The organism is Mesorhizobium neociceri (genome assembly GCF_013520985.1).
Taxonomy (GTDB): Bacteria; Pseudomonadota; Alphaproteobacteria; order Rhizobiales; family Rhizobiaceae; genus Mesorhizobium; species Mesorhizobium neociceri.
Window position 1 is genome coordinate 726156 of the sequence record NZ_JACDTY010000001.1, and the last position, 25334, is coordinate 751489.

Genomic DNA, 25334 nt, shown 5'->3' on the forward strand with positions numbered 1-25334 from the left:
ATAGTTCGCAGAAACGCAAAAACCGCGTCCCATCAGGAACGCGGCTTTGCCAGATACGCATGGCGTTTCGCCAACAATACACTTGCGAAACTTACGGGCTCCGGTACGCGAGACCTGATCCGGAGCGCCGGGCGGATGCGATATGTCCGCCTCGCCATCCGTTGTATAGGCACATCGTTACCGTCGGGTTATCGAGAGCTTAAGCAAATCTAAATTTGCAAATTTTCCGTGCGAGAAAAATCGATAAAAACGCTGCAAAATTCGAAACTTATAAAGGATTGCCGCGAAGGAAATTTATGATACCTGAAAAATCGGTGCCGCCATTTCCCTGCGCGTTGAACAGCGCATAAAGCTGGGCTGCTTCGGCCCCCATCGGCGTCACCGCGCCGGCACTTTGGGCCGCTTCCTGCGACAGTTTCAGGTCCTTCAGCATGAGTGCCGCGGCAAAGCCAGGCTTGTAATCCCTGTTGGCCGGCGATGCCGGCACCGGGCCGGGCACCGGGCAGTAGGTGGTCAGCGACCAGCACTGGCCCGACGAGGTCGAGGCGACGTCGAACAGCGCCTGATGCGAGAGGCCAAGCTTTTCGGCCAGCACAAAGGCTTCGGCGACGCCGATCATCGAAATACCGAGCATCATGTTGTTGCAAATCTTGGCTGCCTGGCCGGCGCCGTCGTCGCCGCAATGGACGATGCGGCCAGCCATCGGCTTCAGGATTGGCTCGGCCTTGGCGAAAGCATCCTTGGCGCCGCCGGCCATGAAGGTGAGGGTGCCGGCGGCAGCCCCGCCGGTGCCGCCGGAGACGGGGGCATCGATCGAAAGCAGTCCGTGCTTCTTTGCAACGGAATGCGCCTTGCGGGCCGACTCGACATCGATGGTCGAGGAATCGATGAACAGCGCACCTTGCTTGGCCTTGGGCGCGGCATCCTCATAGACGGAGAGCACGTGCTTGCCGGCGGGAAGCATGGTGATGACGACATCGGCATCTTTCACCGCGGCAATGGCATTGGCCATGACGACGACGCCATGTTCGCGCGCAACGGTCAAATTCTCCGGCATCAGATCGAAGCCATTCACCGTATGCCCAGCTTTGACAAGGTTAGCGGCCATAGGATTGCCCATGTTGCCGAGGCCGATGAAGGCGATCGTCGTCATTGTCTCTCTCCCGGTATTGCTTGCTTCAGCGTCCGATCAAGGCCCGCGCGATGATCACGCGCATGATCTCGTTGGTGCCTTCGAGGATCTGGTGGACGCGCAGGTCGCGGACGAGTTTTTCGATGCCGTAATCGTGCAGATAGCCGTAGCCGCCATGCAGCTGCAGCGCCTCGTTGGCGACGTTGAAGCCGATGTCGGTGACGAAGCGCTTGGCCATGGCCGACCATTTGCCGGCATCCGGCGCCTTGCGATCGAGTTTCGAGGCGGCGGCGTAGAGGAAAATGCGCGCCGCCTGCAGCTCGGTCTCCATGTCGGCCAGCCGGAACTGCAGCGCCTGGAACTGGTTGATTTTCGAGCCGAAAGCCTTGCGCTCGCCCGTATAGGCAAGCGCCTTGTCGAGCGCAGACTGAGCACCGCCGAGCGAACAGGCGGCGATGTTGAGGCGGCCGCCGTCGAGCCCGGCCATGGCGATGCCGAAACCGGCGCCTTCGCCCGACAGCAGGTTTTGCGCCGGCACCTTGCAATCCTCGAAGATCACCTGGCGGGTCGACTGCATGTGCCAGCCCATCTTGTGCTCGTTGGCGCCGAAGGAGAGGCCGGGCGCGTCCTTGGGCACGATGAAGGTGGAAATGCCTTTCGGACCGTCGGCGCCGGTGCGCGCCATGACGACATAGAGGTCGCTGTCGCCGGCGCCGGAAATGAACTGTTTGGCACCGTTCAGCACATAATCGTCGCTGCTCTTCACCGCGCGCGTTTTCAGCGCCGCGGCGTCGGAGCCGGAGCCCGGCTCGGTCAGGCAATAGCTCGCCAGCCATTCCATCGAGGTCAGCTTCGGCAGGAAGCGCTGACGCTGCTCGTCGCTGCCGAAGCGGTCGATCATCGACGCCGCCATGTTGTGGATCGAGATAAAGGAGGAGAAGGCCGGATCGGCGTGCGACAACGCCTCGAAGATCAGCACGGCATCAAGCCGGCCGAGCGCCGAACCGCCGACATCGTCCCTGACATAGATGCCGCCGAGGCCGAGCGGGCCTGTCTCGCGGATCACATCGGCGGGAAAGTGTTTTTCCCGGTCCCACTGGAGCGCATTGGGCGCGACGCGATCGGCGGCGAAGGCCCGCGCCATCTCCTGGATGGCGCGCTGTTCCTCGTTGAGTTCGAACTGGCTGGTGCTCGCATCGACCGCGGCGTCCATGGCGTGCTCCCTGTGTTTCCCTAGCTGGGGGTTGGCTTGCTGGCCTGTTGTTTTTGGCTTTGCGCGGCGCCCAATCTAGACCAATGATGCCGCCGCGCAACCCGGCCTGCTGCGCAGCGGCTGTGCATGAATGGATCAACGGAGCATTGCGTGCTGACAAATTTCGATGAGCTGCTTGATCGCTTCCATGCCTATCTCCGGGGCGTGGACAATGCGCTGGTGCGGGACGCTGTCGCCCGGATCGCCTGGAACATGCCGGCGCGTTCGCTCGAACCGCATAGACTGCCGTGCCTCGATCAGCTCGACCGGATCGCTGAACTGGCGCCGCCGGATGCGCAGCGTCTGGTGCGGCTGCTGGCGGAGCACCGCAACGATCTCCGCTGGGGGCAAACCTACAACGCGGCAGATTTCGGTGAAGCGTTCCTGCAGAAATATGGCTGGCTGGAGGTGTTTGGGCTGCGAGGCCATTTTGCCAATGACGAGGTCGCGGCCGGATTGCTGATCCTCGGGCCCGGCATTACCTATCCCGACCACCATCACATTGCCGAGGAGATCTACATTCCACTGACCGGCGGCACCGAATGGCGCATGGGCGAGGGCGGCTTTCACGTTCGCCATGCGGGCGAAGTGATCCATCACGCCCCCAATGTCAGCCATGCCATGCGCACCGGTCGCGAGCCGCTGCTGGCACTTTACATCTGGCGCGGCGGGCCGCTGGCGCAGAAGTCGACCATTCCCGGCGCGCAGGGCAGAGGCTGAGCCATGGCCAAGGCGATCATGCTGCAAGGCACGGGCTCCGATGTCGGCAAGACCGTGCTGGTGGCGGGGCTTTGCCGTGCGGCCAGGAATCGCGGGCTGAAGGTCAGGCCATTCAAACCGCAGAACATGTCGAACAATGCCGCCGTCGCCGACATTCCGGGTGACGACAGCGGCGGCGAGATCGGCCGGGCGCAATGGCTGCAGGCGATCGCCTGCGGTGTCGCGCCCAGCGTCCACATGAACCCGGTGCTGCTCAAGCCGCAGACCGATGTCGGAGCGCAAGTTGTGGTGCAGGGCAAGGTGTTCGGCGAGGCGAAAGCGCGCGACTATCAGGCGCTGAAAGGCCGGCTGATGGACGCCGTGCTGGAGTCCTGGGGCAAGGTGGGCGAGGGCGCCGATCTGGTGATTGTCGAGGGCGCGGGCTCGCCGGCCGAGATCAATCTGCGCAGCCGCGACATCGCCAATATGGGCTTTGCCACGCGCGCCAATGTGCCGGTCATCCTCGTCGGCGACATCGACCGCGGCGGCGTCATCGCTTCGGTCGCTGGCACGCATCTGATCCTGCCGGAGGAAGACCGGCGCATGATCGTCGGCTACGTCATCAACAAGTTCCGCGGCGATGTCTCGCTGTTCGACGACGGCATCAAGGCGATCGACAACTTCACCGGCTGGCGCTGCTTTGGCGTCGTGCCGTGGCTGAAGGCGGCGGCGCGATTGCCGTCGGAGGATTCCGTCGTGCTCGAACGCCTGGCGTCGGGCGAGAAACGGGCGCTGAAGATCGCTGTGCCGATGCTTGGCCGCATCGCCAATTTCGACGATCTCGATCCGCTCAAGGCCGAGCCGCAGGTCGACGTGGTGTTCGTGCCGCCGGGGCAGCGCTTGCCGGAGGATGCCGGCCTGGTGGTCATTCCCGGCTCGAAATCGACGATCGGCGATCTCATAAAGTTCCGCGAGAATGGCTGGGATCGCGATCTTCTCGCGCACCGCAAGCGCGGCGGCCATGTCGTCGGCATCTGCGGCGGTTTTCAGATGCTCGGGCGCGTGGTGCGCGACCCCGACGGCATCGAAGGCAGCGCAACCGAGGCGGAAGGCCTCGGCCTGCTCGACATCGAAACGGTGATGGAGCCGGAAAAGACAGTGCGCAATGCCAGCGCGCGCTCAGTGCCGTTCGGCCTGCCGCTCGAGGGCTATGAGATCCATCTCGGCCGCACCACCGGGCCGGACATGGCGCGGCCGTCGGCCGTCATCAACGGCGCCGATGACGGCGCCATCTCCGCCGACGGCAAGGTTTTCGGCACCTATCTGCATGGCCTGTTTTCCGCCGACGCTTTCCGGGCAAAATTCCTGGAAAGCCTCGGCGTCAAAGGCGGCGGCATCGACTATCGCGCCGAGGTGGAAAAGGCGCTGGACGAGATCGCAGCCGAGCTGGAGATCCATCTCGATTGCGACGCGATCTTTGGGTTGGCGAGGTAAATCCCGTCGAACCATACAGCTCTGCGATTAGCGAAGACGCCCGCCGCTTCGTCATCCACGGGCGAAGCAAGGAGCGTAGCGACGCGGCGCAGACCCGAGGATCCATGCCGCGACGTCTGTGCGATGCTACAGTGCAGAACCGGCTCTGGTGAGCACGACCTTTATTCTGAGCCGCTGCGTTCTTCGGCGGCCCGTCACGGAATGGATCCCAGGGTCTCCGCGACGTCGCTTCGCTCCTGCTCCGCCCTGGGATTGTTTGAGCAGGATCAGGTAGTTTGGCGGCCGGGACTGCGGCCCATCACAGCCGGCAGTCCCGGCGGCAGGCGACCGTCCCTGGGATCGGGTAACACCCGACGTCATCAAGGTCCCTGCCGTCTTTGTCCGCCATCGCTTGGAGAGTTGATTGGCCGCTGGCTTGCGCCACGCCCGCAAACAATCCGAAGCCTGACAAGGATACCACCAGCATGGCCTTTTTGCATCAACAACCGCAATTGTGCCTTGGCTTCGATATCGCCAAGGACACCATCACCGTCTCTGACGGCACCACCACCCGCACCATCGCCAATCAGCGCAGAGCGATCCGTGCCTTCCTGAAGGGCTATAAACACATAGACCTTGTCGTGTGTGAGCCAACAGGCGGTCATGAAGGCCTGTTGCTCGAAGAGTGCCTGCGCGCCGGCATCGCTTGTCATCGCGCCGACACGCTCAAGGTCAAGAGCTTCATCCGCTCCTATGGCACGCACGGCAAAAGCGACGCCATCAATGCCGGGATGTTGAGCGGCTACGGCCGCGAACGCTGGGCAAAGCTGGCCCTTTGGCAGGCTCCGGATCCAGATGAGACCCGCTTGCGCGCCTTGGTGCGCCGCCGCCAGGAGCTCATCGCCATGAAGGTCGCAGAGAAGAACCGCGCCAAGGCACCTGGCGGCTGCGATCTTGCGATCTCCTTCGAGGCTGTGATCAAAGTCGTCGAGCGTCAGATCCAAGCTATCGATGCGGCAATACGCGAGCTGATCGCCAACAGCAGCACCCTCAAGCATCGGGCAGCCATCTGCACGGCTATGGACAGCCTCGGCCCGATTGTGGCGGCCAAGCTCTTGGCCATCCTGCCCGAGCTCGGCTCCATGACACGCCGCAAGGCTGCAGCCCTTGCCGGCGTCGCGCAGCATCCAAATGATAGCGGTCAAAAACACGGCTACCGCAAAATCCGCGGTGGTCGGCCTGATGTCAGAACCGCGCTCTTCATGCCCGCTCTGCGCGCCGCTGCGGGAAAGGGCGAGTTCGCAGCCTTCTACAAACGCCTCATCGCCAACGGCAAAAAGCCAATGGTGGCCATCGCAGCCGTCATGCGAAAGATCGTCGTCACCCTAAACGCAAGGCTTCGAGACGCCGCGATTCCTCAGAGTTGATGACGAAGTTGAGAGGCTGCCGGCCAATCGCGAACCCGCAGCGCTACTTCACGCCTTCTCGCCCGCCTTCGGCCAATACGTCCCGAACGACCAGACATTGCCTTCGGGGTCGCGGCAGATGAATTCGCGGCTGCCATAGTCGCGGTCGGTCAGGTCCTGGATGATCGTGGCGCCGGCTTTTTTGGCCTTGGCATGGGCGGCGTCGGCGTCGTCGACGGCGACGTAGATCGACTTGCCGCCACTGGGACCGGGTTCGCCGACCATCTTGCCATAGTCGTCGCTGCGCGCGGTACCCAGCATGATCATCGAGGAGCCGAAGGTGAGTTCGGCGTGGTGCACGATGTCGCCCTCGCCATAGCGGGCGCGCACTTCGAAGCCGAAGGCCTCGCACAGCCAGTCGATCATTTTTCCTGCATTCTTGTAGCGCAGGGCCGGGTAGAGCCGGGGCGCTTCGGTGGTGGCGGGCATTAAAAACCTCCTTCATTGGGTTGGTCGATAACCCAGTCTGTTCGAAGGCCCTCCCGCCGTCTTGAAGAAATGTTACCTCAGCGCCGTCGGCGGATCGCCGGCGAGCTGGCGAAACTCGCGCACCAGATGCGCCTGGTCGGCATAGCCGCAGTCGGCGGCAATATCGGCCCAGTCGCTTTGGTCCTGCCGCGATAGGCCGAGCGCACGGTTGAAGCGGACGATGCGCGACAGCGTCTTCGGCCCGATGCCGGTCGCATCGGAGAATTTGCCGGCGAGATGCTTGCGGCTCCAGCCCAGTTTTTCGGCGATCGAGGCAATGCGGGTGCGGCCACCCGATGCGACGATGCGGTCATAGGCCCAGGTGATTTCAGCCGGCGTGTCAGCCGCATGCCGGAGACGCGTGGCGACGAAGGCCTCGGCGAGATCGAAACGCGCCGCCCAGTCCGGTGCGTTGCCAAGCCGTTCGCGCAGTGCCATGCCCTCGGCGCCAAGCACATCGTCGAGCACAACCATGCTGTCGGTCAGCTCGCTCATCGGCAGGCCGAAGAACCGGCGAGCGCCGAGCGGGGTGAAGTTGATCTGCACGCAGCAGGCGCCGCCAAAGGATTCGATCATCACCGGGCCGGCAAACAGGCCAGCGGCAAAACTGGCGAAACGATCATTGTCGCCAGGGTCTTTGCCGAGGCCGATGGCGAAGGGTTCGGCGAAGCTGATCACCAGAGGCACGGTCAGCGAGGCGTATTCGATATTGCGGAAATGGCCGGGCGCGGTTTCGCGATAGCCGCAAATGTCCGACACAATGTCGTCGAGCGCGGGCGGCGGTGCCCGCCGGAGCATCTCGAACCGCCCGGCGATGGAGCAGTCTTCTTCCTTGCGGCGCTGCATCTCGATCGGCATCGGCCATCCTTTGCCGATCAAATCTAGCAGACGCCCTGATCTGAATCAAAACGGGCCGAAAGCAAAAGCGCCCGGCCTTTGGCCGGGCGCTTCGGTTACCTGAGATATGCGTGCTCAGGCGCCGCGCATCATGCAGCCGGCGGCAAGCACGATGTAGGCGATGAGCATAATCCAGACCGATGCCAAGGGAATAAACGCAAGAACGCCAAGCGCGGCGAGCACGCCGATGATGGCGATGACAAGGGAAATAATGAAAATAAGCTGAGTGGGTGCACTAAGATTCATGTGTGGTCCCTCCAACAGGATTGCAACCTTGGCCGAAAACCGAACGTTTGCTGGGTTTTCAAGGTAACACTGTTACAGACACTGTTACGTGCCCGGTGCGGCCATGAGCACCGTATCAGATTCGCGCGACGGTGCCGTAAGCAGGCGGCGACCAAAGCCTCAAACCCCGGAGCAGATGCAGGCCGCCTGCGACGCCTTCAACGCTACCCACAAGATCGGTGACGTCATCGAGTGCTGGACCGGACCGCGAGAGGGCCGGCCGGTAGAATGCGAGATCCGACATCCCGCCTGCATTCTCGGCGGCCATACGCCCGTCGTCTACATCGCCGGCGGGGGCGGATGCGTCGCGCTTACTCATGTTGCCGATTGGGTGGCACCATGACAGGCCCTTTCGAGGCCCAGCGCGCCTGCTGGCTGCTCTACGAGATACTGGTCGCAGGGGCGCTCGTGCGCGAAGCGAGTCGCACGCGATGAACGTCGACGACGCCCGCAAGCTCCTCGCCGACGCCGGCTACACGCTCGCCGATCGCCCGCCAATGTCCCGATCCACCTTCACCAACGAGATCCTGCTGTCATGGCAGGACTTCGGGCCGATCGGCGTCATCTTCGAGATAGGAGGCGATACCAGCGCTGTCGAGGTCGATCAATTCATAGCTCTCGGCCGCAAGCGCGTCGGCCCCAGCCGAGTGGTCGTCATCGAGGCACCGCCGGGCAAATACCAAGTGGTGTGCGTCAAACCCAAGAAGAAGGGCTTTCCTCATCAGGAGTGGCACCACGGCGATTTCGACACCCGGCCGCTGGCGATCGCCGCGGCGAAGGAGCAGGGCAATCTGACTACCTTTGCCTACGTCTACAACGAGCATGGCGCCTGCTCCTACTGCAACGGCGGACCCCCGATTTTCAAACGCGACGGCTACAAACGGTGAGGAACCAGCCATGACAGCGCAGTACCCTTTGACGTGGCCAGATCTCATCCCCCGCCACAAGACGCGCGAGGCTGGCCGCTTCAAGATGACGCTACCGGCGTCGATCGCCAACGTTGAGCATTCGCTGCGCCGTTTCGGCGCCGACAGTGGCAAGGCTGCAAAGAACCTTGTCATTTCGTCCAACTACACGCTAACCGAACGCCGGCCGGCCGACCCAGGCGTTGCGGTCTGGTTCGTGTGGGACGAGATCCAAGTGTGCATCCCGATCGATCGCTACACCACGATCGAGGCGAACCTGCAGGCCATTCACCACGTCCTCGAGGCGAGGCGCGTCGAGATCCGGCACGGCACCCTTGCGCTCGTGCGTGCCTCATTCCGTGGCCTGCTGGCGATCGCCCCGCCGACCGGCAGCAGCTGGCGCGAGATCCTCGGCTTCAAGCCGGGCGACCACGTGATCGCACTCAACGTCAACGCTCGCTACCGCGAGCTCGCGAAGAATTCCGGGAATGAGCAGCGCCTGGCCGAGCTCAACGTCGCCCGCGATGCAGCTCTAAAGGAACTGGCCCCATGAAAATCACCCTGGAAAGCAAAGTCATCACGCTTGTTTCGGGCAACATCGAAATTCCCGGCAGCAAAGAAACATCACCAATGTACCGCCAACTTGGTTGGCAGTAACTGATATTGCCATGGCTGCTCGCATTTTCGCTTTTTTAATAACGCTTTGATTCTACAGTATTTTCATCTTCCCCATCAGCGGCGACTGTATTTTAGCATTGCATTAATTAAAGTTTTAGGCAATCGTTATATACCAAACTGCAAGGGAGGACGAGATGCGTCGACTAATCGTCGTGACGGGAACTCTATACTTGGCTGCAGCGTCAGTCGTTAACGCGCAGCAGACCCAATCCCAAGGGGTCACAGGCCCGATCACAATTATGAACATGAGCACTCTTCCGGAGGAGGTTAGAACTCCTCAGATGCCGCAAGAGGTCATCGACGCGGTTAAAGCAACGCCGACTGTGCAAGCCGTTCTTCCTATCCACAACTCTGAGACATTCGCCCAGCAAGTCATCAAAGCTGATGATATAGTTTTTGATGCTGGTGCCCATATGGTCTTCACTAACTTAACGGCGCCTTGGGTGGCCATAGTCGCTCACAGGATCAAGTTTCGTGATCCGTTTGGTTACTCGTTCATTGAACGGGATATGGGTGTTCAGGCGGGCGCAGCAGGGCAAGACGGTGACGCCGGCGCAAAAGGAGCCGACGATTTCGGGGAGCGCAACAGGCGGGGCAATGATGGCCATCCCGGTGGGGCTGGTGGTAGTGGCGGCCCTGGCGAGACGATCCAACTGCCAATTGTGTATATAATAGCAGAAAAGCTCTTGGACGATCATGACAAGGAGATACCGGCTGGAATACTGAACCTTGCAGTTCTCGTTCGAGGAATTGATGGCGGGACAGGAGGCTCTGGCGGCAGGGGTGGCAATGGAGGGCATGCGGGCAATGGCAAGCAGGGCGCCACTAGTCTCTTTGATTGTAAAGAGGGCCCTGGGCCAGGTGGAAATGGAGGCACATCAGGTCCTGGAGGAAAGGGCGGCCCGGCCGGGAATGGTGGCTCCGGGGCGACGGTGATCTTTGTATCACTTCCAACTGGCGGTGAAACCTTTAGCTACGCCCGAGTAAATAACCAGGGGGGCTTGCCCGGCTTAGTAGGCCGAGGAGGTGCGCCTGGTACCCCCGGTCCAGGCGGAGGTGGCGCTGGTCGGAATGGCTTTTGCGGGTCTTCCGGACCCGGCTCTTCAGGTTCGTATCCTAATCCGGCCAATCTAGGCGATGGAGATCCGGGTGTAGGCGGCAGCAAAGGCGAGATGTATGTGATAAAGATGAAGGACCTCGGCGGGTTTTTTTAGTCAGCAAACGCACCGCCGTTTCGAGCAGATTCCACCCTGATTGCAGCGCCGCTGGCCATATGGCCTGCGGCGAATTGGCTTAGCCCAACCGCTACTCCCTCTACACCTTCAACCCGTGGACCGGCATGCGACAGAGCGCAGCGTCGCGTCTATGGATTCGTCAGAGAAACCAACGTCGATTGCCGCTATCAGCCGCTCTCGTGAGCGCAAGGCGTCATGATGGGTCTTCGCATTGGCGTAAAAGGCGACGTGCACAGCTCCAGTCGCTTGGTCTACGTCATCGATCTCTACCCAAACCGGCTCAAGTTTGAAGTGCACGTCCCATTCGTCCATTGGGGCAGATTGCTGAAGCGTGTCGGATACGCCGTTGCAAAGGCGAGCCCAATCGTCCGGTCGGACGAGATCATAGTGGCTGCTCGTCAGTTGGATATACCCGCCTGCTACGCGACGTCGGCCCTTTGGCGCTGCCGGATCGACGTGGTGCCCTAGGTCACAACCGATGGAAAACAGAGATGTTTGCGTCGCCGCAATACGGACCAAAAAAGCTCTCAGGGCCTTCGAAGTCACGGCTTCCGCGATGCCGGCAGCCAACTCCGGTCGGCCGCGCAGATCCACAAAACCCCTGTTGCTACGTGTTGGGCTGAAGAACGCTGGATAGGGCACGCTGGTGTGCACCTCGTTGCTTTGCGAGTTTGTAATGTTCACCGGCATCGCTGGATCTCCGCTTAACCACATGGCAGCAGCAGTGATATCGAACTTGCCGCCTGAATCGCCACCGTGCATAGATGCGTGTGTGTGAGGAGATTATTCCCATGGCGCAGACTTCTATCGAGTGGACCGATGTAACATGGAATCCGGTCGCTGGCTGTTCAATCGAATCGGATGGCTGCAAATTCTGTTATGCGATGCGAATGGCTGCCCGCCTTGAGGCTATGGGGGTCGAAAAATACCGCGGACTGACCAGGAAAAGCGGCGGTCGCAGCAAATGGACTGGCAAGATATCGCTGGACGAGAAGGCACTTGCGGCGCCGCTTAAGTGGAGAAAGCCGCGTCGGGTAGGGCGCTCCTCGCCTCCCATCACGGCCGCAACCTCGAGCTCGTCCTCGACGGCGTTCCGGTCGAGCAGCAGCCTTATGCGCTTGATGATGTCGTCGGTCGGCCCGTCGGCAAGCTCCTGATTGGTCATGTATGGAATACTAAGCGCTCGAGCGCGCGCCTGCGCCGCCTCGAAGCGCAATCGGGCTTCACCCGAACGGCCGTCTCGGATGCCGCGCCAGTAGGCGGAGAGCTCGTTGTCCAGCTGCTCGACGATCTTGCCGGCGCGGATGGCGCGGGGATCGTCAACGATGGCTATCCCGGTCGAAATGCGGACCAGCCCGCGGCGATCGAACTCTGTAAATTCCTTTGGAACGCGGCGAACGAGATACCAGGCGCCGTCCACTTTGTGTGGTTTGGCCTTAGCCTGTTTGATCATCCCCGCCGCCCCATGGTTACACGTATTGTTACAGACGATAAGGCCCACAACGGGCGAAGGAGGTCAAGGTCTATGCGGAAAATGGCGGAAACCGGCGCTTCTCGGGCGGGAGGTTTGGCTCCTCCAACATGATTCGTACAAGCGCAGTCTATCAGGCGTGAGGCTCATACACCAATTAGCTGGCGCAATGGGTTTGCCGGATCGGCCAGCAGCTTTATAGCCAGCGCTAGGCAGATGATCACCAGCAGCGGCTTGATCAGCCGGGCGCCGATGCGGATGGCAAGACTGGCGCCGAGACGCGCACCGAGGAACTGGGCGACGCCCATCATCAGCCCGATCTTCCAGTAGATGACGCCGGCCACGGCAAAGACGATGAAGCCGCCGATGTTGGAGGCGAAATTGAGCAGCTTGGTGTGCGCCGTCGCCTTGAGCACGCCGAAGCCGGCGAGGCTGACGAAGGCAAGCATGTAAAAGGAGCCGGCGCCGGGTCCGAACAGGCCGTCATAGAAGCCGACCGCGGGTGCGACCGTCAGCCCGAACAGGAAGGGCGACAGGCGCTCGGTGCGGTCGACATCGTTCATGTTGGGTTTCACGGCGAAGTAGAGTGCGATGGCGATCAACAACAGCGGCAGCAGCGCCCGCAGGAGATCGCCGGGCACGAATGCTGCCAGCAAGGCGCCGACGGCGCTGCCGGCAAGGGCGAGAAGTGCTGACGGAAGCTGGCGGCGCAGATCGACATGGCCATTCATGGCATAGTGGATTGTCGCCGACGCCGTGCCGAAGATGCCTTGCAGCTTGTTGGTTCCGAGCGCTGCGACCGGCGGGAAACCGGCAAGCAGCAGAGCCGGGATGGTGATCAGGCCGCCGCCGCCGGCTATCGAATCGACAAAGCCGGCTGCAAAGGCGGCGAAGGCGAGCATGATGACGGTCTGGGTGGCGAGGTCGGACATCGGTACTAAAGGCATTCCGGCGGGAAAGGTGGTGCCGCGCCTTCGACCACGGCGACCCGGTTTGCGCAAGACCGTTTCCGCGTGACGTCGATCCAAGCGCGTTGCGCTTGGATTTTCTGTGTTGCATGTCATTATCCCAGTACCGCTGGGCGGACTTGGGAAGGGGACACTGTTGGCGATGGCTTTGCTCGATCAGATTCTTTCGATCTTCGACGGTGATCCCGGCGTGCGCAAGGTTGCCGACGATCCGGTGCTGTCGGCGGAACTCTTGATGCTGTTTCGCATGATACTGGCCGACGGTTCGGTGTCGGAGAGCGAGATGGTTGCCTTCCGGCGCATCTGCAAGGACGCTTTCGGCATCCCGGAAACCAGCATCGACGCGGTCATCGAATATCTCAACGAGTTCGGCTACGAGACCAACGGCTCGCAAGCCATCGCGCTGTTTCGCGATCTCGACGTCGAGCGGCGCAAGCTGCTGGCACGCCATATGGCGGAGATCGCCAAGGCAGATTCAAAACTGGCCGAGAGCGAGGTGCGGCTGCTGCGCCGCACGCTCGACCTGCTCGACATCAGCCCGGTCGATGTGGTGAAGCCGGAGGAGTGAGCCGGCTGCGGCTGCTCACCCTTGTTCCTGCATCCGGCGTGCGATCGCTCGATGCAAATCTGGCGCTGCCGCCACCAGCGCCTTTGCCGCCTCGGATTGCGGATGGTCGAGCACGTCGCCGGTCTTGCCGCGCTCGACGATCCTGCCGTCATGCATGACCAGCACCTCGTCGGCGATGGCGCGGGCGACGGTCAGATCGTGGGTGATGAAGAGATAGGCGATGCCGAGTTTCTGGTTGAGCTCGGCGAACAGATCGAGGATCTGGGCGCGGATCGAGACGTCGAGTGCGGAGACCGGTTCGTCGGCAACCACCAGCTTCGGCCTCGTGATGATGGCGCGGGCGATCGACAGGCGTTGGCGCTGGCCACCCGAAAACTCATGCGGATATTTGTCCATGTCGCTGACGCCGAGGCCGACCTCGTGCAGCGCATGCGCCACCATCTCGCGCCGCTCGGCTGAAGTTGGCTTCTTCTCCAGCACATGCAGCGGTTCGGCCACCAGTTTCTCGACCTTCTGGCGTGGGTCGAAGGAGCCGTAAGGGTCCTGGAACACCACCTGCATGTCGCGTCGCGCTGGCTTCAGCTCCGCTTCGCTCCTGCCGGTGATGGTCTCGCCGCGGAAGCGGATCGTTCCCGAGGTGGATTTGTCCAGCGCCAGGATCATGCGGGCAAGCGTGGACTTGCCGCAGCCGGAGCGCCCGACCAGCGCCACCGATTGGCCCGGCGCCAGCGACAAGGAGACGTCGTCGACAGCGCGGATGGGAGGCGCGGGTTTGAACAGGGAGGTGCGCCGCCCGGGATAGTCGCGCGTCACGCCTTCGACCTCAAGCAGCGGTTTGCCCTGGCCGGTGGAATGCGCCTTGGCGCGCGCCGGCACATGCATCGAGGCCAGCGCCAGCTGGCGCGTGTAGGGATGCAGCTGTTCCGACAGCGTGCGTGCGGTGTCGCCGGCCTCCATCACCTCGCCATGGCGCAGGATGGTGATGCGGTCGGCCATTTCGGTCACGACGGCGAGGTCGTGCGAGATCAGCAGCAGGCCCATGCGGTTTTCGCTGACAAGGCCGCGCAACAGGTCGAGGATCTGCGCCTGCAGCACCACGTCGAGTGCCGTGGTCGGTTCGTCGGCGATGAGCAGCTTGGGTTTGAGCGCGCAGGCAATGGCGATGACGACGCGCTGGCGCTGGCCGCCCGACAGTTCGTGCGGATAGCGCGACAGCGGGAATTTCGCCTCGGGCAGGCCGACGCGGTCGAGCATTTTGCGCGCCCGGTCCTCGGCCTCGGCGCGGCTCGCTTTGGTGTGCCAGCGAATGCCCTCAGCGACCTGCTCGCCGATGGTTTTCACCGGGTTCAGCGCTGTCATCGGCTCCTGGAAGACCATGCCGATATCGTCGCCGCGCAGGGCGCACATCTGGTCCTCGGTGGCGGCGAGGATGTCAATGCCGTCGAAGCTGACGCGCCCGCTGGCGCGCGCTGCGTGCGGCAGAAGCTGCATGACGGTCAGCGCCGTCATCGACTTGCCGGAGCCGGATTCTCCGACCAGCCCCATCACCTCGCCGGGCGCGACGGAGAGCTCGACCCCCTTCAGGATCGGCGTGTCGCCAATCGTCAGCGACAGGTTCTCGATCTCCAGCAGGCTCATCGCTGCCGCCGCGATTTCGGGTCGAGTATGTCGGCGATGCCGTCGCCGAGCAGATTGAGCCCGAGCACAGTGATGACGATGGCCATGCCGGGAAAGATCGCCATCCATGGCGCCACCACCATGCGCGTCTGCGCATCGAACAGCATGCGGCCCCAGCTCGGCATTGGCGGCTGGGCGCCGAGGCCGACATAAGACAGCCCGGCTTCGGCAAGGATGCCAAGCGCGAACTGGATGGTGCCTTGCACCAGAAGCAGCGTGGCGACGTTGGGCAGCACGTGTTCGATTGATATCTGCGTCTTGCTCTTGCCTGCGGCGCGCGCTGCAAGGATGAATTCGCGCGGCCAGATTGCCAGCGCTCCGGCGCGGGCGACGCGCGCAAACACCGGTATGTTGAAGATGCCGATGGCGATGATGGCGTTGATGGCGCCCGGTCCGAAGATGGCGGTGATCATGATCGCCGACAGCAGCGCCGGGAAGGCGAAGACGAGGTCGTTCAGCCGCATCAGCGACTCGTCGATCAGGCCGCCGCGAGCCGCTGCAAAGGCACCGAGCGGCACGCCGACGCCCATGCCGATGCCGACGGCGACCAGCGCCACGGCGATCGAATTGCGGGCGCCGACCATGATCATCGACAGGATGTCGCGGCCGAAATGATCGGTGCCGAACCAGTGCGCCGAAGAAGGCGCGAGCGTCTTGTCCGAAATCACCAGTTTGGTCACGTCATAGGGCGTCCAGACGTAGGAGATGAGCGCCATTGCCACAACCAACACCGTGATGACGAAGCCGATGAGGAAGGAGCGGTTGCGAAACGCCTTGGCCAGAATACTGCCCAGCGTCTCCTCGGGGATGTCGATGTGCAGCGTCATTGCCGGCCTCGAAGGCGCGGGTCGACGAACGCGTAGGAGACATCGACGACGAGGTTGACCGCGATGACGGCGACGACCAGCAGCATGACGATGCTTTCGACGACGATCAGGTCGCGCTGGGTGATCGCCTGGAACACCAGCCGGCCAAGGCCGGGCAGATAAAAGACGTTTTCGATGATGATGGTGCCGGCGATCAGGAAAGCGAATTGCAGCCCCAAAATGGTCAGCACCGGAATCATCGCGTTGCGCAGCGCATGCCGCCACAGCACGGCGCGGTAGGGCAGGCCCTTGGCGCGGGCAGTGCGGATATAGTCCTCGTTCAGCACCTCGATCAGCGCCGAGCGGGCGACGCGCGCCAGGATCGCCGCCTGCGGCAGAGCGAGTGCTACGGCCGGCAGCAGCAGTGATTTCAGCGCCGGCCAGACACCGGCGCTCCAGCCGGGAAAGCCGCCGGCCGGCACCAGCCGCAACCAGACGGCAAAGAGGTAGATCAGCATCAGCGCGAACCAGAAGTTCGGCACGGCGACGCCGAGCTGGGCGGCGCCCATGGCGATCGTGTCGCCGGCCCGGCCGCGCCGGCTGGCGGAATAGAGCCCGACGGGAATAGCGATGACGGTGGAGAGCGCCAGCGCGATCAGCGCCAGGGGTAGTGAAACGGCCATGCGTTCGCGCACAAGGTCGATGACCGGCACCGAATAGGTATAGGAGCGGCCGAAATCGAGGCTGAGCAGTCCGCCCACCCAATGGAGGTAGCGCAGGACCAGCGGCGCGTTGAGCCCCATCTGGTCGCGCAGCAGTTCGACCTGGTCGGCGCTGGCGTTGAGGCCAAGCATCAGCCGCGCCGGGTCGCCGGGCAGGATTTCGAGCACGGCGAAGACGACCATCGAGGCCAGGATCAAGGTCGCGATGGCGATGACGAGGCGTTTTAGGAGGTAGGCGGTCATGGTGGAGGCGTTGGTGCGTTGCGCGTGGCGACGACCGGGCAAAGGTCGCGTTCCCGCCCACCCCCCTCTGTCCTGCCGGACATCTCCCCCTCAAGGGGGGAGATTGGCAGTTTCAGCGCCGGGCCTCTCTCCGTAGCGTTGGTGATTGGCGAAAGCAGAAATGAGAGCGCAATCTCCCCCCTTGAGGGGGAGATGCCCGGCAGGGCAGAGGGGGGTGTGACGGAGCGCAAGCGCGGCCCTTTGGCCAACAGCCTCACTCGCTCCACTTCACCTTGGTCAGGTCATTCGCCTGGATCGGCGCGTTCTCCCACAGGCCCTGCAGCTTGGCGTCCCACACCCCGACCTTCGGCAGTTCGTAGAGGAAGCCAACCACGGCATCGTCGGCGAGTATCTTCTGCGCTTCGCCGAGCAGCGTGTTGCGCTTGGCGTCGTCGGAGGTGAGGTTCAGCTCGGCGATGATCTTGTCGAAGGCCGGGTTGTCGTAGTTGAAGTAATAGTCCTTGCGCGAATAGATATCGATGTCGTTGGGCTCGGTGTGGGAGACGATGGTCAGGTCGTAATCCTTCTTGGTGAACACCTGATCCAGCCACTGCGCCCATTCGACCGGAATGATCTCCAGATCGATGCCGACATCGCGCAGCTGCGAGGCGATGATCTCGCCGCCAAGCCGGGCATAGGAAGGCGGCGGCAGTTTCAGCGTCGCCTTGAAGCCGTTTTCCAGGCCAGCCTGTTTCAACAGTTCCTTGGCCTTGTCGACATTGTGCGGATAGAGGCCGGTGAGGTCGACATAGGCCTTGCTGGCGGGCGACATGTGCGAGCCGATCGGCACGCCGAGGCCGGCCGAGGCGCCGTCGATGATCGCCTTGCGGTCGAGCGCAAAGGCAATCGCCTGCCGCACCTCGAGCTTGTCGAAAGGCGGCTTCTTGTTGTTGATCGCGAGGATGGTCTCCCCCTCGGTCGAGCCGATCACCACCTTGAAACGTGGGTCGTCCTTGACCTGGGCGACGCTGTCGGGATCGAAGAAGGGAAAGGCCTGGATGTCGCCGGAGAGCAGTGCCGGCACGGCAGCAGCGGCATCGGGAACGATACGGAATTCGGCCTTGTCGAGGGATACCGGGGCACCCCAGTAGTTGTCCGATTTCACCAGCGTGATCGACGAGCCCTTGGCCCAGCTCTGGAATTTGAACGGGCCGGTGCCGATGGGCTTTTCCTTGTTGGTCTCGGCGCTCTCGGGCGCCACGATCACCGCGTCACCCCAGCCCATATTGTAGAGGAACGAGCCTTGCGGGTTCTTCAGCGTCACCTTCACAGTCGCCGGATCGACGACGTCGACCGTGTCTATTGCCGCGAACAGGCCCTTTTGCGCGTTGACGGAATTGTCGGCGCGGGCGCGGTCGAGAGAGAATTTCACATCGCTGGCGTCGAAATCGGTGCCGTCATGGAATTTCACGCCGGTATGCAGCTTGAATGTATAGACCTTGCCATCGTCCGAGATAGCCCAGCTTTCGGCGAGATCGGGCAGCACTTCGCCGTTCGGGCCGATGCGGGTCAGGCCCTCGAAGACGTTGGCGTAGAGCACTTCGTCGATCGCCGCGGCCGCACCGGCAGTCGGGTCGAGATGCGGCGGTTCGAGCGTAATGCCGATCACTAGGTCGGTGCGCGCGGCATATGCCTGAGAGCTGGTGGCCAGCGCCAACAGCGCGGCGGCAAGAATGGTTTTCCACAATTTCATCGTGCAACTCCCAAATGCTCGGACCCTGGTGGATAGAAGCGTGATTTCGAGGTGGAGTAAATTGCGTTTCGTGCTCTGCAGCGGCGCCAGGAGGAATGTTTTTTCAGTTGATACCGGCGGGGTCAGCCGGTAGCCGTTCCTCTGAGCAGCACATTCAGCCCGATCGCCATCACCTTCGCTGACTCGACCATGTCCGAGATACCGACCCACTCGTCGGGCCGGTGGGCGAGATCCAAAATGCCCGGACCATAGGCGATGCAGTCATAGATGTGGCCGATACGGGCAATGTGCTTCTGGTCGTAAGTGCCTGGTGAAATGACATAATCCGGTTCGCGGTCGAAGATCGCCACGATGCCTTGCGCCACCGCCTTGACCACCGGCGCATCGCGCTCGGTCATCAGCGGCAGCACCTCCATCAAGTCGCGGATTTCATAGTCGAACTTTTTGCGCTCACGTTTCAGCCGGTCGAGGATGTCGGTCACCTCGCTTTTGACCGTGCCAAGGTCTTCCTCGAGCAGGAAGCGGCGGTCGATGGTCAGCCGGCAGGCATCCGGCACGTTGGGCGAGGGCAGGCCGGGGCGGAAATCCTCGGTCTGGCCGCCATGGATCGAGTTGATGTTCATGGTCGAGCGCTTTGCGCCTTCGGGCACCACCGGCATGCGCGTCACCTTGCGGTCGAGCGCCGGAAACAGTTCGTCCTCAAAGGCCTGCAGCACGGCGCCCATGTGGCGCACCGCATTGTCGCCGAGGAAGGGCATCGAGCCATGCGCGATCTCGCCCTTGGTCTCGATCTCCGCCCACCAGACGCCGCGATGGCCAAGGCAGATGCGGTCCTTGTTCAGCGGCTCCGGGATGATGACGTGGTCCACCTTGGGTTTCGAGAAATAGCCGAGCCCAGCCAGATGGGCGACGCCGCCGAAGCCACCGGACTCCTCGTCGACCGTGCCCGAGATCTCGATGGCGCCGGGAAAGTCGGGGAAAACCTCCATGAAGGCTTCGGCCGCGATGATCGAGGCGGCGAGGCCGCCCTTCATGTCGCAGGCGCCGCGCCCGTAAACCCGGCCGTCCTTCACCACGCCGGCAAAGGGATCGACGCTCCAGCCTTCGCCGGCTTCGACGACATCGATATGCGAATTGAAATGGACGCAGGCACCGGGCGAGCGGCCGTCGAAGCGGGCGACGACATTGACCCGCGGATAGCGGTCGGTGTCGCCCGGCGTGCCCTCGGCGCGGATGAATTCGGTTTCGAAGCCAAGTTTCCTTAGCCGGGCACCGACATATTCGGCGCAGGGTCGATAGGCTTCGCCCGGCGGGTTGATGGTCGGGAAGCGGATCAGGTCGACGGTAAGCTGGACCAGTTCATCGGAACGGTCGTCGATTGCTTTGAAGAGTCGTTCGTTCATTCCCGGATTTGAGCAGGCAAGGCGATGGTTTTGCAAGCGTCATGCCACTGGCGCCCAAACTACGTGTTGCAGCGGCAACTATAGCGGGAAAATCGTTCAAATTCGCTGCTTTAGATTGGCGATTTTATCAAGGAGTGTGTGTTAGTTCATTCACCTGCCGTTAAAAAGCTGAAAAATCGCGTGATGGCAGGCAAGGGGCATCAAAGGGGTTTGATCTCATGACTAAAATCGTTCTCATGGCGGCAGCTTTTGCTGCGATGCTGTTCGGCACGTCCATCGAAAGCCGGGCTGCTTCGCTGGTCGCCAGCATCGACGTCTCGTCGCAGACCATGACCGTCAGCCAGTATGGCCAGGTGCTCTATCGCTGGAGCGTCTCCACCGCGCGCCGCGGCTACTTCACGCCGCCCGGTACCTATCGGCCGCAACGGACGGCGCGGATGTGGTATTCGAAAAAATACCACATGTCGCCAATGCCTTATTCGGTGTTCTTCCATGGCGGCTACGCCATCCACGGCACCAATGCGGTGAGGCAGCTTGGGCGTCCGGCCTCGCATGGCTGCGTGCGGTTGCATACGGCAAATGCCGCGACCTTCTATTCGATGGTGCGGGAAGTCGGCTTCGGCAACACCCGGATCGTGGTGACGAACTGACGCCCTAAGATTGACGCTGCCGCTGGCCGGCGGCGTCTTTGGACTGTCCGCGCCGGCGGCGACGCCTGCCTGAGATTTCCCATCTCTTGTGGAACCACATCCACTGTCCCGGGTCCTCGCGAACCCAGCGCTCGACGACGTCGGCGAGCAGTTGCGTGGTGGCTGGGACGTCGACACTGCCGCTCTCATTGCGCGGTAGAGTGAGCTTGTCTTCGATTTCGAGGCGGAAACGGTTGCCGGGCAACCGGACGCAGCGCGCCGGATAGACGTCGCAATCATAGTGGCGGGCGAGCATGCCCAGAACCGGATTGCTCTGGCACGGGCGGCCGAAGAAGGTCGTCTCCAGTCCGCTTGAGAATTTCTGGTCGACCAGAACGCCGATATTGCCGCCATTCTCGAGAATGGACGCCAGCGCGAAGGAGGCGCCGGTGGAGGACGGCAGCAGCGCGCCCATGCTCGAACGGCGGGTCGAGTGGATGTAGTCGGCGAGGTACGGGTTGTTGGGCGGGCGAAACAGTGCCGTGATCTGCATGCCGAAGGTGGCGGCCGCCACCGGCAAAAGCTCGAAATTGCCGAGATGGCCGGTGAACAGGATGTGCGGCTTCTGCTCGGTGGCGATGTGCTTGAAGTGGTCGGCGCCACCGACTTCGACGCGCCCGGGCGTCGTCGCATTCGGGTCATAGTCGAAAAGCGCATCGAGGAAGATGTATTCGGCGGCAAGCCGGGCCATGTTGCCCCACATATCGGAGGCGATGGCCTCGATCTCGACATCGCTCTTGTCGGGGTAGGCCAGACGCAGATTGTTGATGGCGACGCGGTGGCGTCCGACCCGCGGGCCGATCCGCCGGGCGGCGCGGTCGGCGAAATTGAGCGCCCTGTCGGCAGGCAGCAAGCGCAGCAGCGAGATGATCAGCATCGCGGCGCGCGCCGTCACCCAGTGGTCCAGCTGGCGCAGCCGGCGGCCATAGCGGAACATGAAGTCCCGGCGGGCTTTCTTGAACACCTTGCTGACCATCGTCCTAGGAAACGCGCAGGATGATCTTGCCGAATACGTCGCGGCCTTCCATGCGCTTCAGCGCGGCGTCGATGCCGTCGAAGCCGACTTCGGTGTCGATAACCGGGGCAACCTGACCCACCGCCATCTTCTGCATGGCGTTGGCCATGTTCTCCATGCGGCAGCCGAAGGACCCGAGCAGTTTCAACTGCTGCTGGAAGAGCTGCATCAGATTGATCTGCGTCGACACGCCGGAGGTTGAGCCGCAGGTGACCAGGCGGCCACCGCGCTTCAGGCACAGCATCGAGGCGGCAAAAGTGTCGGCGCCGACATGTTCGAAGACGACATCGACGCCCTTCTTCTTGGTCAGCTTGCGCACGACGCCTTCGAAACGGTCGTCGCGGTAGTTGATGACATGGTCGGCGCCGAGCGCCTTTGCCTTGTCGATCTTGTCGTTCGAGCCGACCGTGGTGATGATGGTGCAGCCCATCCGCTTGGCGAGCTGGATCGCCGCCGAGCCGATGCCGGAACCGCCGGCATGGATGAGGATGGTCTCACCGGGCTGCAGCTTCGCATTGTCGAACAGCATGTGCTCGACGGTGCCGAAGGTGACGGGGGCGACAGCGGCGCCGACATCGGTCACGCCCGGAGGGGCAGGGACCAGCAGGCGAGCCGGCAGGTTGATCTTCTCCTGGGCAAAACCGTCGAGATGGAAGCCGTGTACGCCCGAGACATGTTCGCAGAGATTGTCGCGGCCTTCACGGCAGGCACGGCAGAGGCCGCAGGTGCGGGCGCCGTAGATCGACACCAATTGTCCTGGCAGCAGGCTGGAAACGCCGGGGCCGACGGCCTCGACCTCGCCCGAAGCTTCGGCGCCGACGACCAGCGGCAGCTTGCGCTTGGCGAAGGCCATGCCGCGCCAGCCCCAGACGTCGATATGGTTCAGCGCCACCGCCTTGATGCGCAGCGTGACCTCGCCCAGTGCGGGGGGCGGCGGGGGCGGCAGGTCCACCGTTTCAAGACGGCGGTCCTCGATAAGTTGCAGTGCGCGCATAAGGCCTGTCGGGTTCTGTTGGAGCGGAAGTGGCTCGCTTAGACCGGTTCCCGCGCCATGACAAGGCAGGTGTTCTGGCCGCCGAAGCCGAAGGAGTTCGACAAAACCGTGCCGACTTCGGCATTGCGCTTCTTGTTCGGCACCACGTCGAGCACGATTGCCGGGTCGGGATTGTCGTAGTTGATGGTCGGCGGAATGACGCTTTCGCGCATGGTCATCAGCGAAAACGCCGCTTCGACCGCGCCGGCGGCCGACAGCGTGTGGCCGATCATCGACTTGTTGGACGAGACCGGCATCGAGCCGATCCGTTCGCCGAACACGGTCGATAGCGACAGATGCTCCATCTTGTCGTTTTCCGGCGTCGAGGTGCCATGGGCGTTGACGTAGTCGATTTCGTCCTTGCTCAAGCCGGCATCGGCAAGGGCGGCTCGCACCGCGGCGATCGCCGGCGAACCGTCGGGCTTGGAGCGGGTGCGGTGGAAATCGTCGGCCTTTTCACCGCAACCGCGCAGAATGCCGAGAACGCTGGCGCCGCGGGCAAGGGCAGCCTCAAGCGATTCCAGCACCAGCGCGCCGGAACCTTCGGCCAGTACAAACCCGTCGCGGTCCTTGGAGAAGGGTTTTGAGGCCTTTTCCGGGATGTCGTTGTGGGTCGACAGCGCCGACAGCAGCGAGAAGCGGATCAGCGCCTCGGCCGTCGCCGAGCCGTCGGCGCCGATCGACAGCGCCCGGTCGCATTCGCCGCGACGGATCGCCTCGACGCCAAGCTGAATGGCGGTGGCGCCGGAAGCGCAGGCGGTCGACAGCGTGATCGGCAGGCCGCGCGTGCCAAAGCGGTCGGCCAGCCGGTCGGCGATCGCACCGAACTGTGTGGTTGCGAAAGTATCTGTTTCCTTTAGTCCGCGCGCCACCCTGAGCAGCCTTTCGGCGCCGGCACCCTGGCCGTCGGAATTGTAGAGCGAGAAGCGGTCGTGCCAGTCGAGTTCGACCGGGGGCGAGGCGAGAAAGAGCGGCCCACCGAAGTCGTTGGAATCGAGACCGGACTCGGCCACCGCCTCATTCGCGGCGGTTTCCGCCAACTCGTAGGTCAGCAGGCTGGCGCCCTTTGAGCTTGAATCCAGGAAGTCGACCATGCCGGAGATGCGGGTGTTGAGGTGGTCGACTGGAAAACGGGTGATCGGGTGGATGCCCGACTTGCCGGAGGTCAGCGCTGCCCAATTGTCTGCCTTGCCGATGCCGAGCGAGGTCACCACGCCGATGCCGGTGACGGCGACGATCGGCCTGCCCATGTGATCTCTGAGATTGGCCATCCGGAACCTCTTAACTTTGCAGCATGATCGCGTAGCGCCGCTTTAAGCAGCGTTGACCAGCGCCATGCCCTCGAATTGGTGATAGCCGATCGCCGTTGCAAGCACGGTTTGCGGAATGCCTTCGAACGGCTTCTCGGTCGCGGCATCGAAAACGGGATAGGCGGCCTTGCGGTCGACAGCCAGCGCGGCAAGCGCCACGGCGAACGGAAACTGCGCTTCCTTCATGTGCCCGGTCAACGTCGCGAAGCCGCGCGCCGATATCGCCGGATTGGCATCGAGCGCCGCCTTCTCGGCCGATGTTGCCGTGTGCGCGCCGGAGGCGCCGGACAGGGCAAGCAGCTTGCGGCTGGGGAGCGCCGCCTGTTTGAGCAATGCCGCGATCTCGGCGTCGAGTTCGCCGCGCGAGCGCCGGGCGCGGCCGGAGACGACCGGTCCGAGCTCGGCATAAATCTTGCGGCCACGGCTTTCCGCGTGTTCGCGCTGTTCCAGCACCAGGAATGCGCCGCCGGAGCCGGAGACCAGGCCGCCGCCCTCGGCGCCCTGTCTTTGCCAGACGGGCTTCCACGGGCCGCGATGCAGATAGCCGGCAAGCTCATAGCCGAGCAGCATGTCTGAATGTTCGGTCTGGAAGGCGCCGCCGACTAGTATATGCGTCGACTGTCCCGAGCGGATGCGCGCGGCGGCCGTCTCGACGGCGGCAACGCCGGCACCTTCCTCGCCCATGAAGGTCCTGGACGATCCCGTCACCTTGTGGACGATGGAGATGTTGCCGGCGAGCAGATTGGAGAGCTGTGCCAGGAAAAGCGTCGGCCGCAACTCAGTGGTCAGCTTCTCATTGAGCAGAACGTCACGGTCGTTGCGGCTTTCCGAAGCGGCGAGGATCGCGGCATCGACCGCCTCGTCGCGCTCGCCGCCACCGGCGGCGACAACCATGTCCATGGTCGTGCAGAGCTCGTCATTGCCCTTGATGCCGGCATCGTCCAGCGCCAGGCCGGCGGCATAAGTGCCGAGCCGCTGCCAGGTTTCCATCTGCCGCTGGTCGCCGCGCTTGGCGATCTGCAGGTTCCAGTCGATCTCGGGCAACGGATGCACGGTGTAGGGCGCAAAGCGCGCGGCCTCAATCACCGGCTGCAGGCCCGGCTGCGCCAGCTTCTGCCAGTGTGCGTCAGGGCCTTCTCCAAGCGAGGAGACAAGGCCGATGCCAGTGATGACGACGTCGCGGGGGCTGCTCATGAGCGGCTTTGTG

Annotated in this window: 25 protein-coding genes and 1 pseudogene; 10 read left to right on the plus strand and 16 right to left on the minus strand. The window is 62.9% G+C overall.

Annotated features, from left to right (window positions below; translation table 11 throughout):
- Nucleotides 1–268 precede the first annotated feature (268 nt).
- Both mmsB and H0241_RS03350 read right to left on the minus strand, forming a co-directional pair.
- Nucleotides 269–1153 (minus strand): 3-hydroxyisobutyrate dehydrogenase, encoded by an 885-nt coding sequence (gene mmsB, locus H0241_RS03345; RefSeq protein ID WP_181055983.1) that lies wholly within the window; start codon nucleotides 1151–1153, stop codon nucleotides 269–271.
- A gap of 25 nt (nucleotides 1154–1178) precedes the next feature.
- Entirely contained in the window at nucleotides 1179–2345 is a 1167-nt protein-coding gene (locus H0241_RS03350; RefSeq protein WP_181055984.1) for an isobutyryl-CoA dehydrogenase, read from the minus strand.
- A 150-nt stretch (nucleotides 2346–2495) separates the two neighbouring features.
- Here H0241_RS03350 and H0241_RS03355 point away from each other — a divergent pair, with 150 nt between their 5' ends.
- The 3 genes from H0241_RS03355 (at nucleotide 2496) to H0241_RS03365 (ending at nucleotide 5983) form a co-directional block, all read left to right on the plus strand.
- The gene (locus H0241_RS03355) at nucleotides 2496–3104 is read left to right on the plus strand and encodes a dimethylsulfonioproprionate lyase family protein (protein WP_181055985.1); all 609 of its coding nucleotides are present in this window, start codon (nucleotides 2496–2498) and stop codon (nucleotides 3102–3104) included.
- A 3-nt stretch (nucleotides 3105–3107) separates the two neighbouring features.
- Nucleotides 3108–4577 (plus strand): cobyric acid synthase, encoded by a 1470-nt coding sequence (locus H0241_RS03360; protein WP_181055986.1) that lies wholly within the window; start codon nucleotides 3108–3110, stop codon nucleotides 4575–4577.
- 377 nt (nucleotides 4578–4954) lie between these two features.
- Nucleotides 4955–5983 (plus strand): IS110 family transposase, encoded by a 1029-nt coding sequence (locus H0241_RS03365; protein WP_235983901.1) that lies wholly within the window; start codon nucleotides 4955–4957, stop codon nucleotides 5981–5983.
- Nucleotides 5984–6031: 48 nt separating this feature from the next.
- Here the strand turns inward: H0241_RS03365 and H0241_RS03370 are convergent, their stop codons facing one another.
- From H0241_RS03370 to H0241_RS03380, 3 genes are all read right to left on the minus strand, one after another.
- Nucleotides 6032–6451 (minus strand): VOC family protein, encoded by a 420-nt coding sequence (locus H0241_RS03370; protein ID WP_181055987.1) that lies wholly within the window; start codon nucleotides 6449–6451, stop codon nucleotides 6032–6034.
- Nucleotides 6452–6523: 72 nt separating this feature from the next.
- Nucleotides 6524–7348 carry a helix-turn-helix domain-containing protein gene (locus H0241_RS03375; RefSeq protein WP_181055988.1) on the minus strand — a complete coding sequence of 275 codons (825 nt, stop codon included), beginning with the start codon at nucleotides 7346–7348 and terminating at the stop codon, nucleotides 6524–6526.
- A 114-nt stretch (nucleotides 7349–7462) separates the two neighbouring features.
- Nucleotides 7463–7633, minus strand: a complete 171-nt coding sequence (locus tag H0241_RS03380) for a hypothetical protein (RefSeq protein ID WP_112565466.1) — start codon at nucleotides 7631–7633, stop codon at nucleotides 7463–7465.
- Nucleotides 7634–7736: 103 nt separating this feature from the next.
- Between H0241_RS03380 and H0241_RS03385 the strand changes: the two genes are divergently transcribed.
- The 4 genes from H0241_RS03385 (at nucleotide 7737) to H0241_RS36105 (ending at nucleotide 10469) form a co-directional block, all read left to right on the plus strand.
- On the plus strand, nucleotides 7737–8015 hold the full coding sequence (locus H0241_RS03385; RefSeq protein ID WP_181055989.1) for a hypothetical protein: 279 nt from the start codon (nucleotides 7737–7739) through the stop codon (nucleotides 8013–8015).
- 88 nt (nucleotides 8016–8103) lie between these two features.
- Nucleotides 8104–8559 carry a hypothetical protein gene (locus H0241_RS03390; protein WP_181055990.1) on the plus strand — a complete coding sequence of 152 codons (456 nt, stop codon included), beginning with the start codon at nucleotides 8104–8106 and terminating at the stop codon, nucleotides 8557–8559.
- 10 nt (nucleotides 8560–8569) lie between these two features.
- Nucleotides 8570–9130 carry a J domain-containing protein gene (locus H0241_RS03395; protein ID WP_181055991.1) on the plus strand — a complete coding sequence of 187 codons (561 nt, stop codon included), beginning with the start codon at nucleotides 8570–8572 and terminating at the stop codon, nucleotides 9128–9130.
- A gap of 406 nt (nucleotides 9131–9536) precedes the next feature.
- Nucleotides 9537–10469, plus strand: coding sequence for a hypothetical protein (locus H0241_RS36105; RefSeq protein ID WP_181055992.1), 933 nt, complete (start codon nucleotides 9537–9539; stop codon nucleotides 10467–10469).
- Nucleotides 10470–10577: 108 nt separating this feature from the next.
- Here H0241_RS36105 and H0241_RS03405 read toward each other — a convergent pair whose 3' ends face one another.
- Nucleotides 10578–11180: a hypothetical protein gene (locus tag H0241_RS03405; RefSeq protein WP_181055993.1), complete on the minus strand. Its 603-nt coding sequence runs from the start codon at nucleotides 11178–11180 to the stop codon at nucleotides 10578–10580.
- A gap of 101 nt (nucleotides 11181–11281) precedes the next feature.
- Between H0241_RS03405 and H0241_RS03410 the strand changes: the two are divergent.
- Nucleotides 11282–11527 (plus strand): annotated as a pseudogene (locus tag H0241_RS03410) (DUF5131 family protein); the annotation flags it as partial.
- Between the two features lie 580 nt (nucleotides 11528–12107).
- Here H0241_RS03410 and H0241_RS03415 read toward each other — a convergent pair.
- A complete protein-coding gene (locus H0241_RS03415; RefSeq protein ID WP_181055994.1) occupies nucleotides 12108–12893 on the minus strand; it encodes a TSUP family transporter in 786 nt (261 codons plus the stop codon).
- 172 nt (nucleotides 12894–13065) lie between these two features.
- Here H0241_RS03415 and H0241_RS03420 point away from each other — a divergent pair, with 172 nt between their 5' ends.
- On the plus strand, nucleotides 13066–13497 hold the full coding sequence (locus H0241_RS03420; RefSeq protein WP_181055995.1) for a TerB family tellurite resistance protein: 432 nt from the start codon (nucleotides 13066–13068) through the stop codon (nucleotides 13495–13497).
- Nucleotides 13498–13512: 15 nt separating this feature from the next.
- Here the strand turns inward: H0241_RS03420 and H0241_RS03425 are convergent, their stop codons facing one another.
- The 5 genes from H0241_RS03425 to H0241_RS03445 form a co-directional block, all read right to left on the minus strand.
- Nucleotides 13513–15135, minus strand: coding sequence for an ABC transporter ATP-binding protein (locus H0241_RS03425; protein ID WP_181055996.1), 1623 nt, complete (start codon nucleotides 15133–15135; stop codon nucleotides 13513–13515).
- On the minus strand, nucleotides 15132–16001 hold the full coding sequence (locus H0241_RS03430) for an ABC transporter permease (RefSeq protein ID WP_181055997.1): 870 nt from the start codon (nucleotides 15999–16001) through the stop codon (nucleotides 15132–15134). Before H0241_RS03430 ends, H0241_RS03425 begins: the two co-directional genes overlap by 4 nt.
- Nucleotides 15998–16945: an ABC transporter permease gene (locus H0241_RS03435; RefSeq protein ID WP_181055998.1), complete on the minus strand. Its 948-nt coding sequence runs from the start codon at nucleotides 16943–16945 to the stop codon at nucleotides 15998–16000. The genes H0241_RS03430 and H0241_RS03435 overlap by 4 nt, the downstream gene beginning before the upstream one ends.
- Nucleotides 16946–17198: 253 nt before the next feature.
- Nucleotides 17199–18677 (minus strand): ABC transporter substrate-binding protein, encoded by a 1479-nt coding sequence (locus H0241_RS03440; RefSeq protein ID WP_181055999.1) that lies wholly within the window; start codon nucleotides 18675–18677, stop codon nucleotides 17199–17201.
- A gap of 122 nt (nucleotides 18678–18799) precedes the next feature.
- A complete protein-coding gene (locus H0241_RS03445; RefSeq protein WP_181056000.1) occupies nucleotides 18800–20080 on the minus strand; it encodes an acetylornithine deacetylase/succinyl-diaminopimelate desuccinylase family protein in 1281 nt (426 codons plus the stop codon).
- A 218-nt stretch (nucleotides 20081–20298) separates the two neighbouring features.
- Between H0241_RS03445 and H0241_RS03450 the strand changes: the two genes are divergently transcribed.
- Nucleotides 20299–20730 carry a L,D-transpeptidase gene (locus H0241_RS03450; RefSeq protein ID WP_181056001.1) on the plus strand — a complete coding sequence of 144 codons (432 nt, stop codon included), beginning with the start codon at nucleotides 20299–20301 and terminating at the stop codon, nucleotides 20728–20730.
- Between the two features lie 4 nt (nucleotides 20731–20734).
- On the opposite strand, the gene H0241_RS03455 is transcribed toward H0241_RS03450, so the two are convergent.
- The 4 genes from H0241_RS03455 to H0241_RS03470 are packed head-to-tail and all read right to left on the minus strand — an operon-like array spanning nucleotide 20735 to nucleotide 25321.
- The gene (locus H0241_RS03455; protein WP_181056002.1) at nucleotides 20735–21745 is read right to left on the minus strand and encodes a lipid A biosynthesis lauroyl acyltransferase; all 1011 of its coding nucleotides are present in this window, start codon (nucleotides 21743–21745) and stop codon (nucleotides 20735–20737) included.
- Between the two features lie 4 nt (nucleotides 21746–21749).
- Nucleotides 21750–22778 carry a zinc-binding dehydrogenase gene (locus H0241_RS03460; RefSeq protein WP_181056003.1) on the minus strand — a complete coding sequence of 343 codons (1029 nt, stop codon included), beginning with the start codon at nucleotides 22776–22778 and terminating at the stop codon, nucleotides 21750–21752.
- Between the two features lie 38 nt (nucleotides 22779–22816).
- Nucleotides 22817–24088, minus strand: a complete 1272-nt coding sequence (locus H0241_RS03465; RefSeq protein ID WP_181056004.1) for a beta-ketoacyl-ACP synthase — start codon at nucleotides 24086–24088, stop codon at nucleotides 22817–22819.
- 42 nt (nucleotides 24089–24130) lie between these two features.
- Entirely contained in the window at nucleotides 24131–25321 is a 1191-nt protein-coding gene (locus H0241_RS03470; protein WP_181056005.1) for a beta-ketoacyl-ACP synthase, read from the minus strand.
- Nucleotides 25322–25334: the final 13 nt, after the last annotated feature.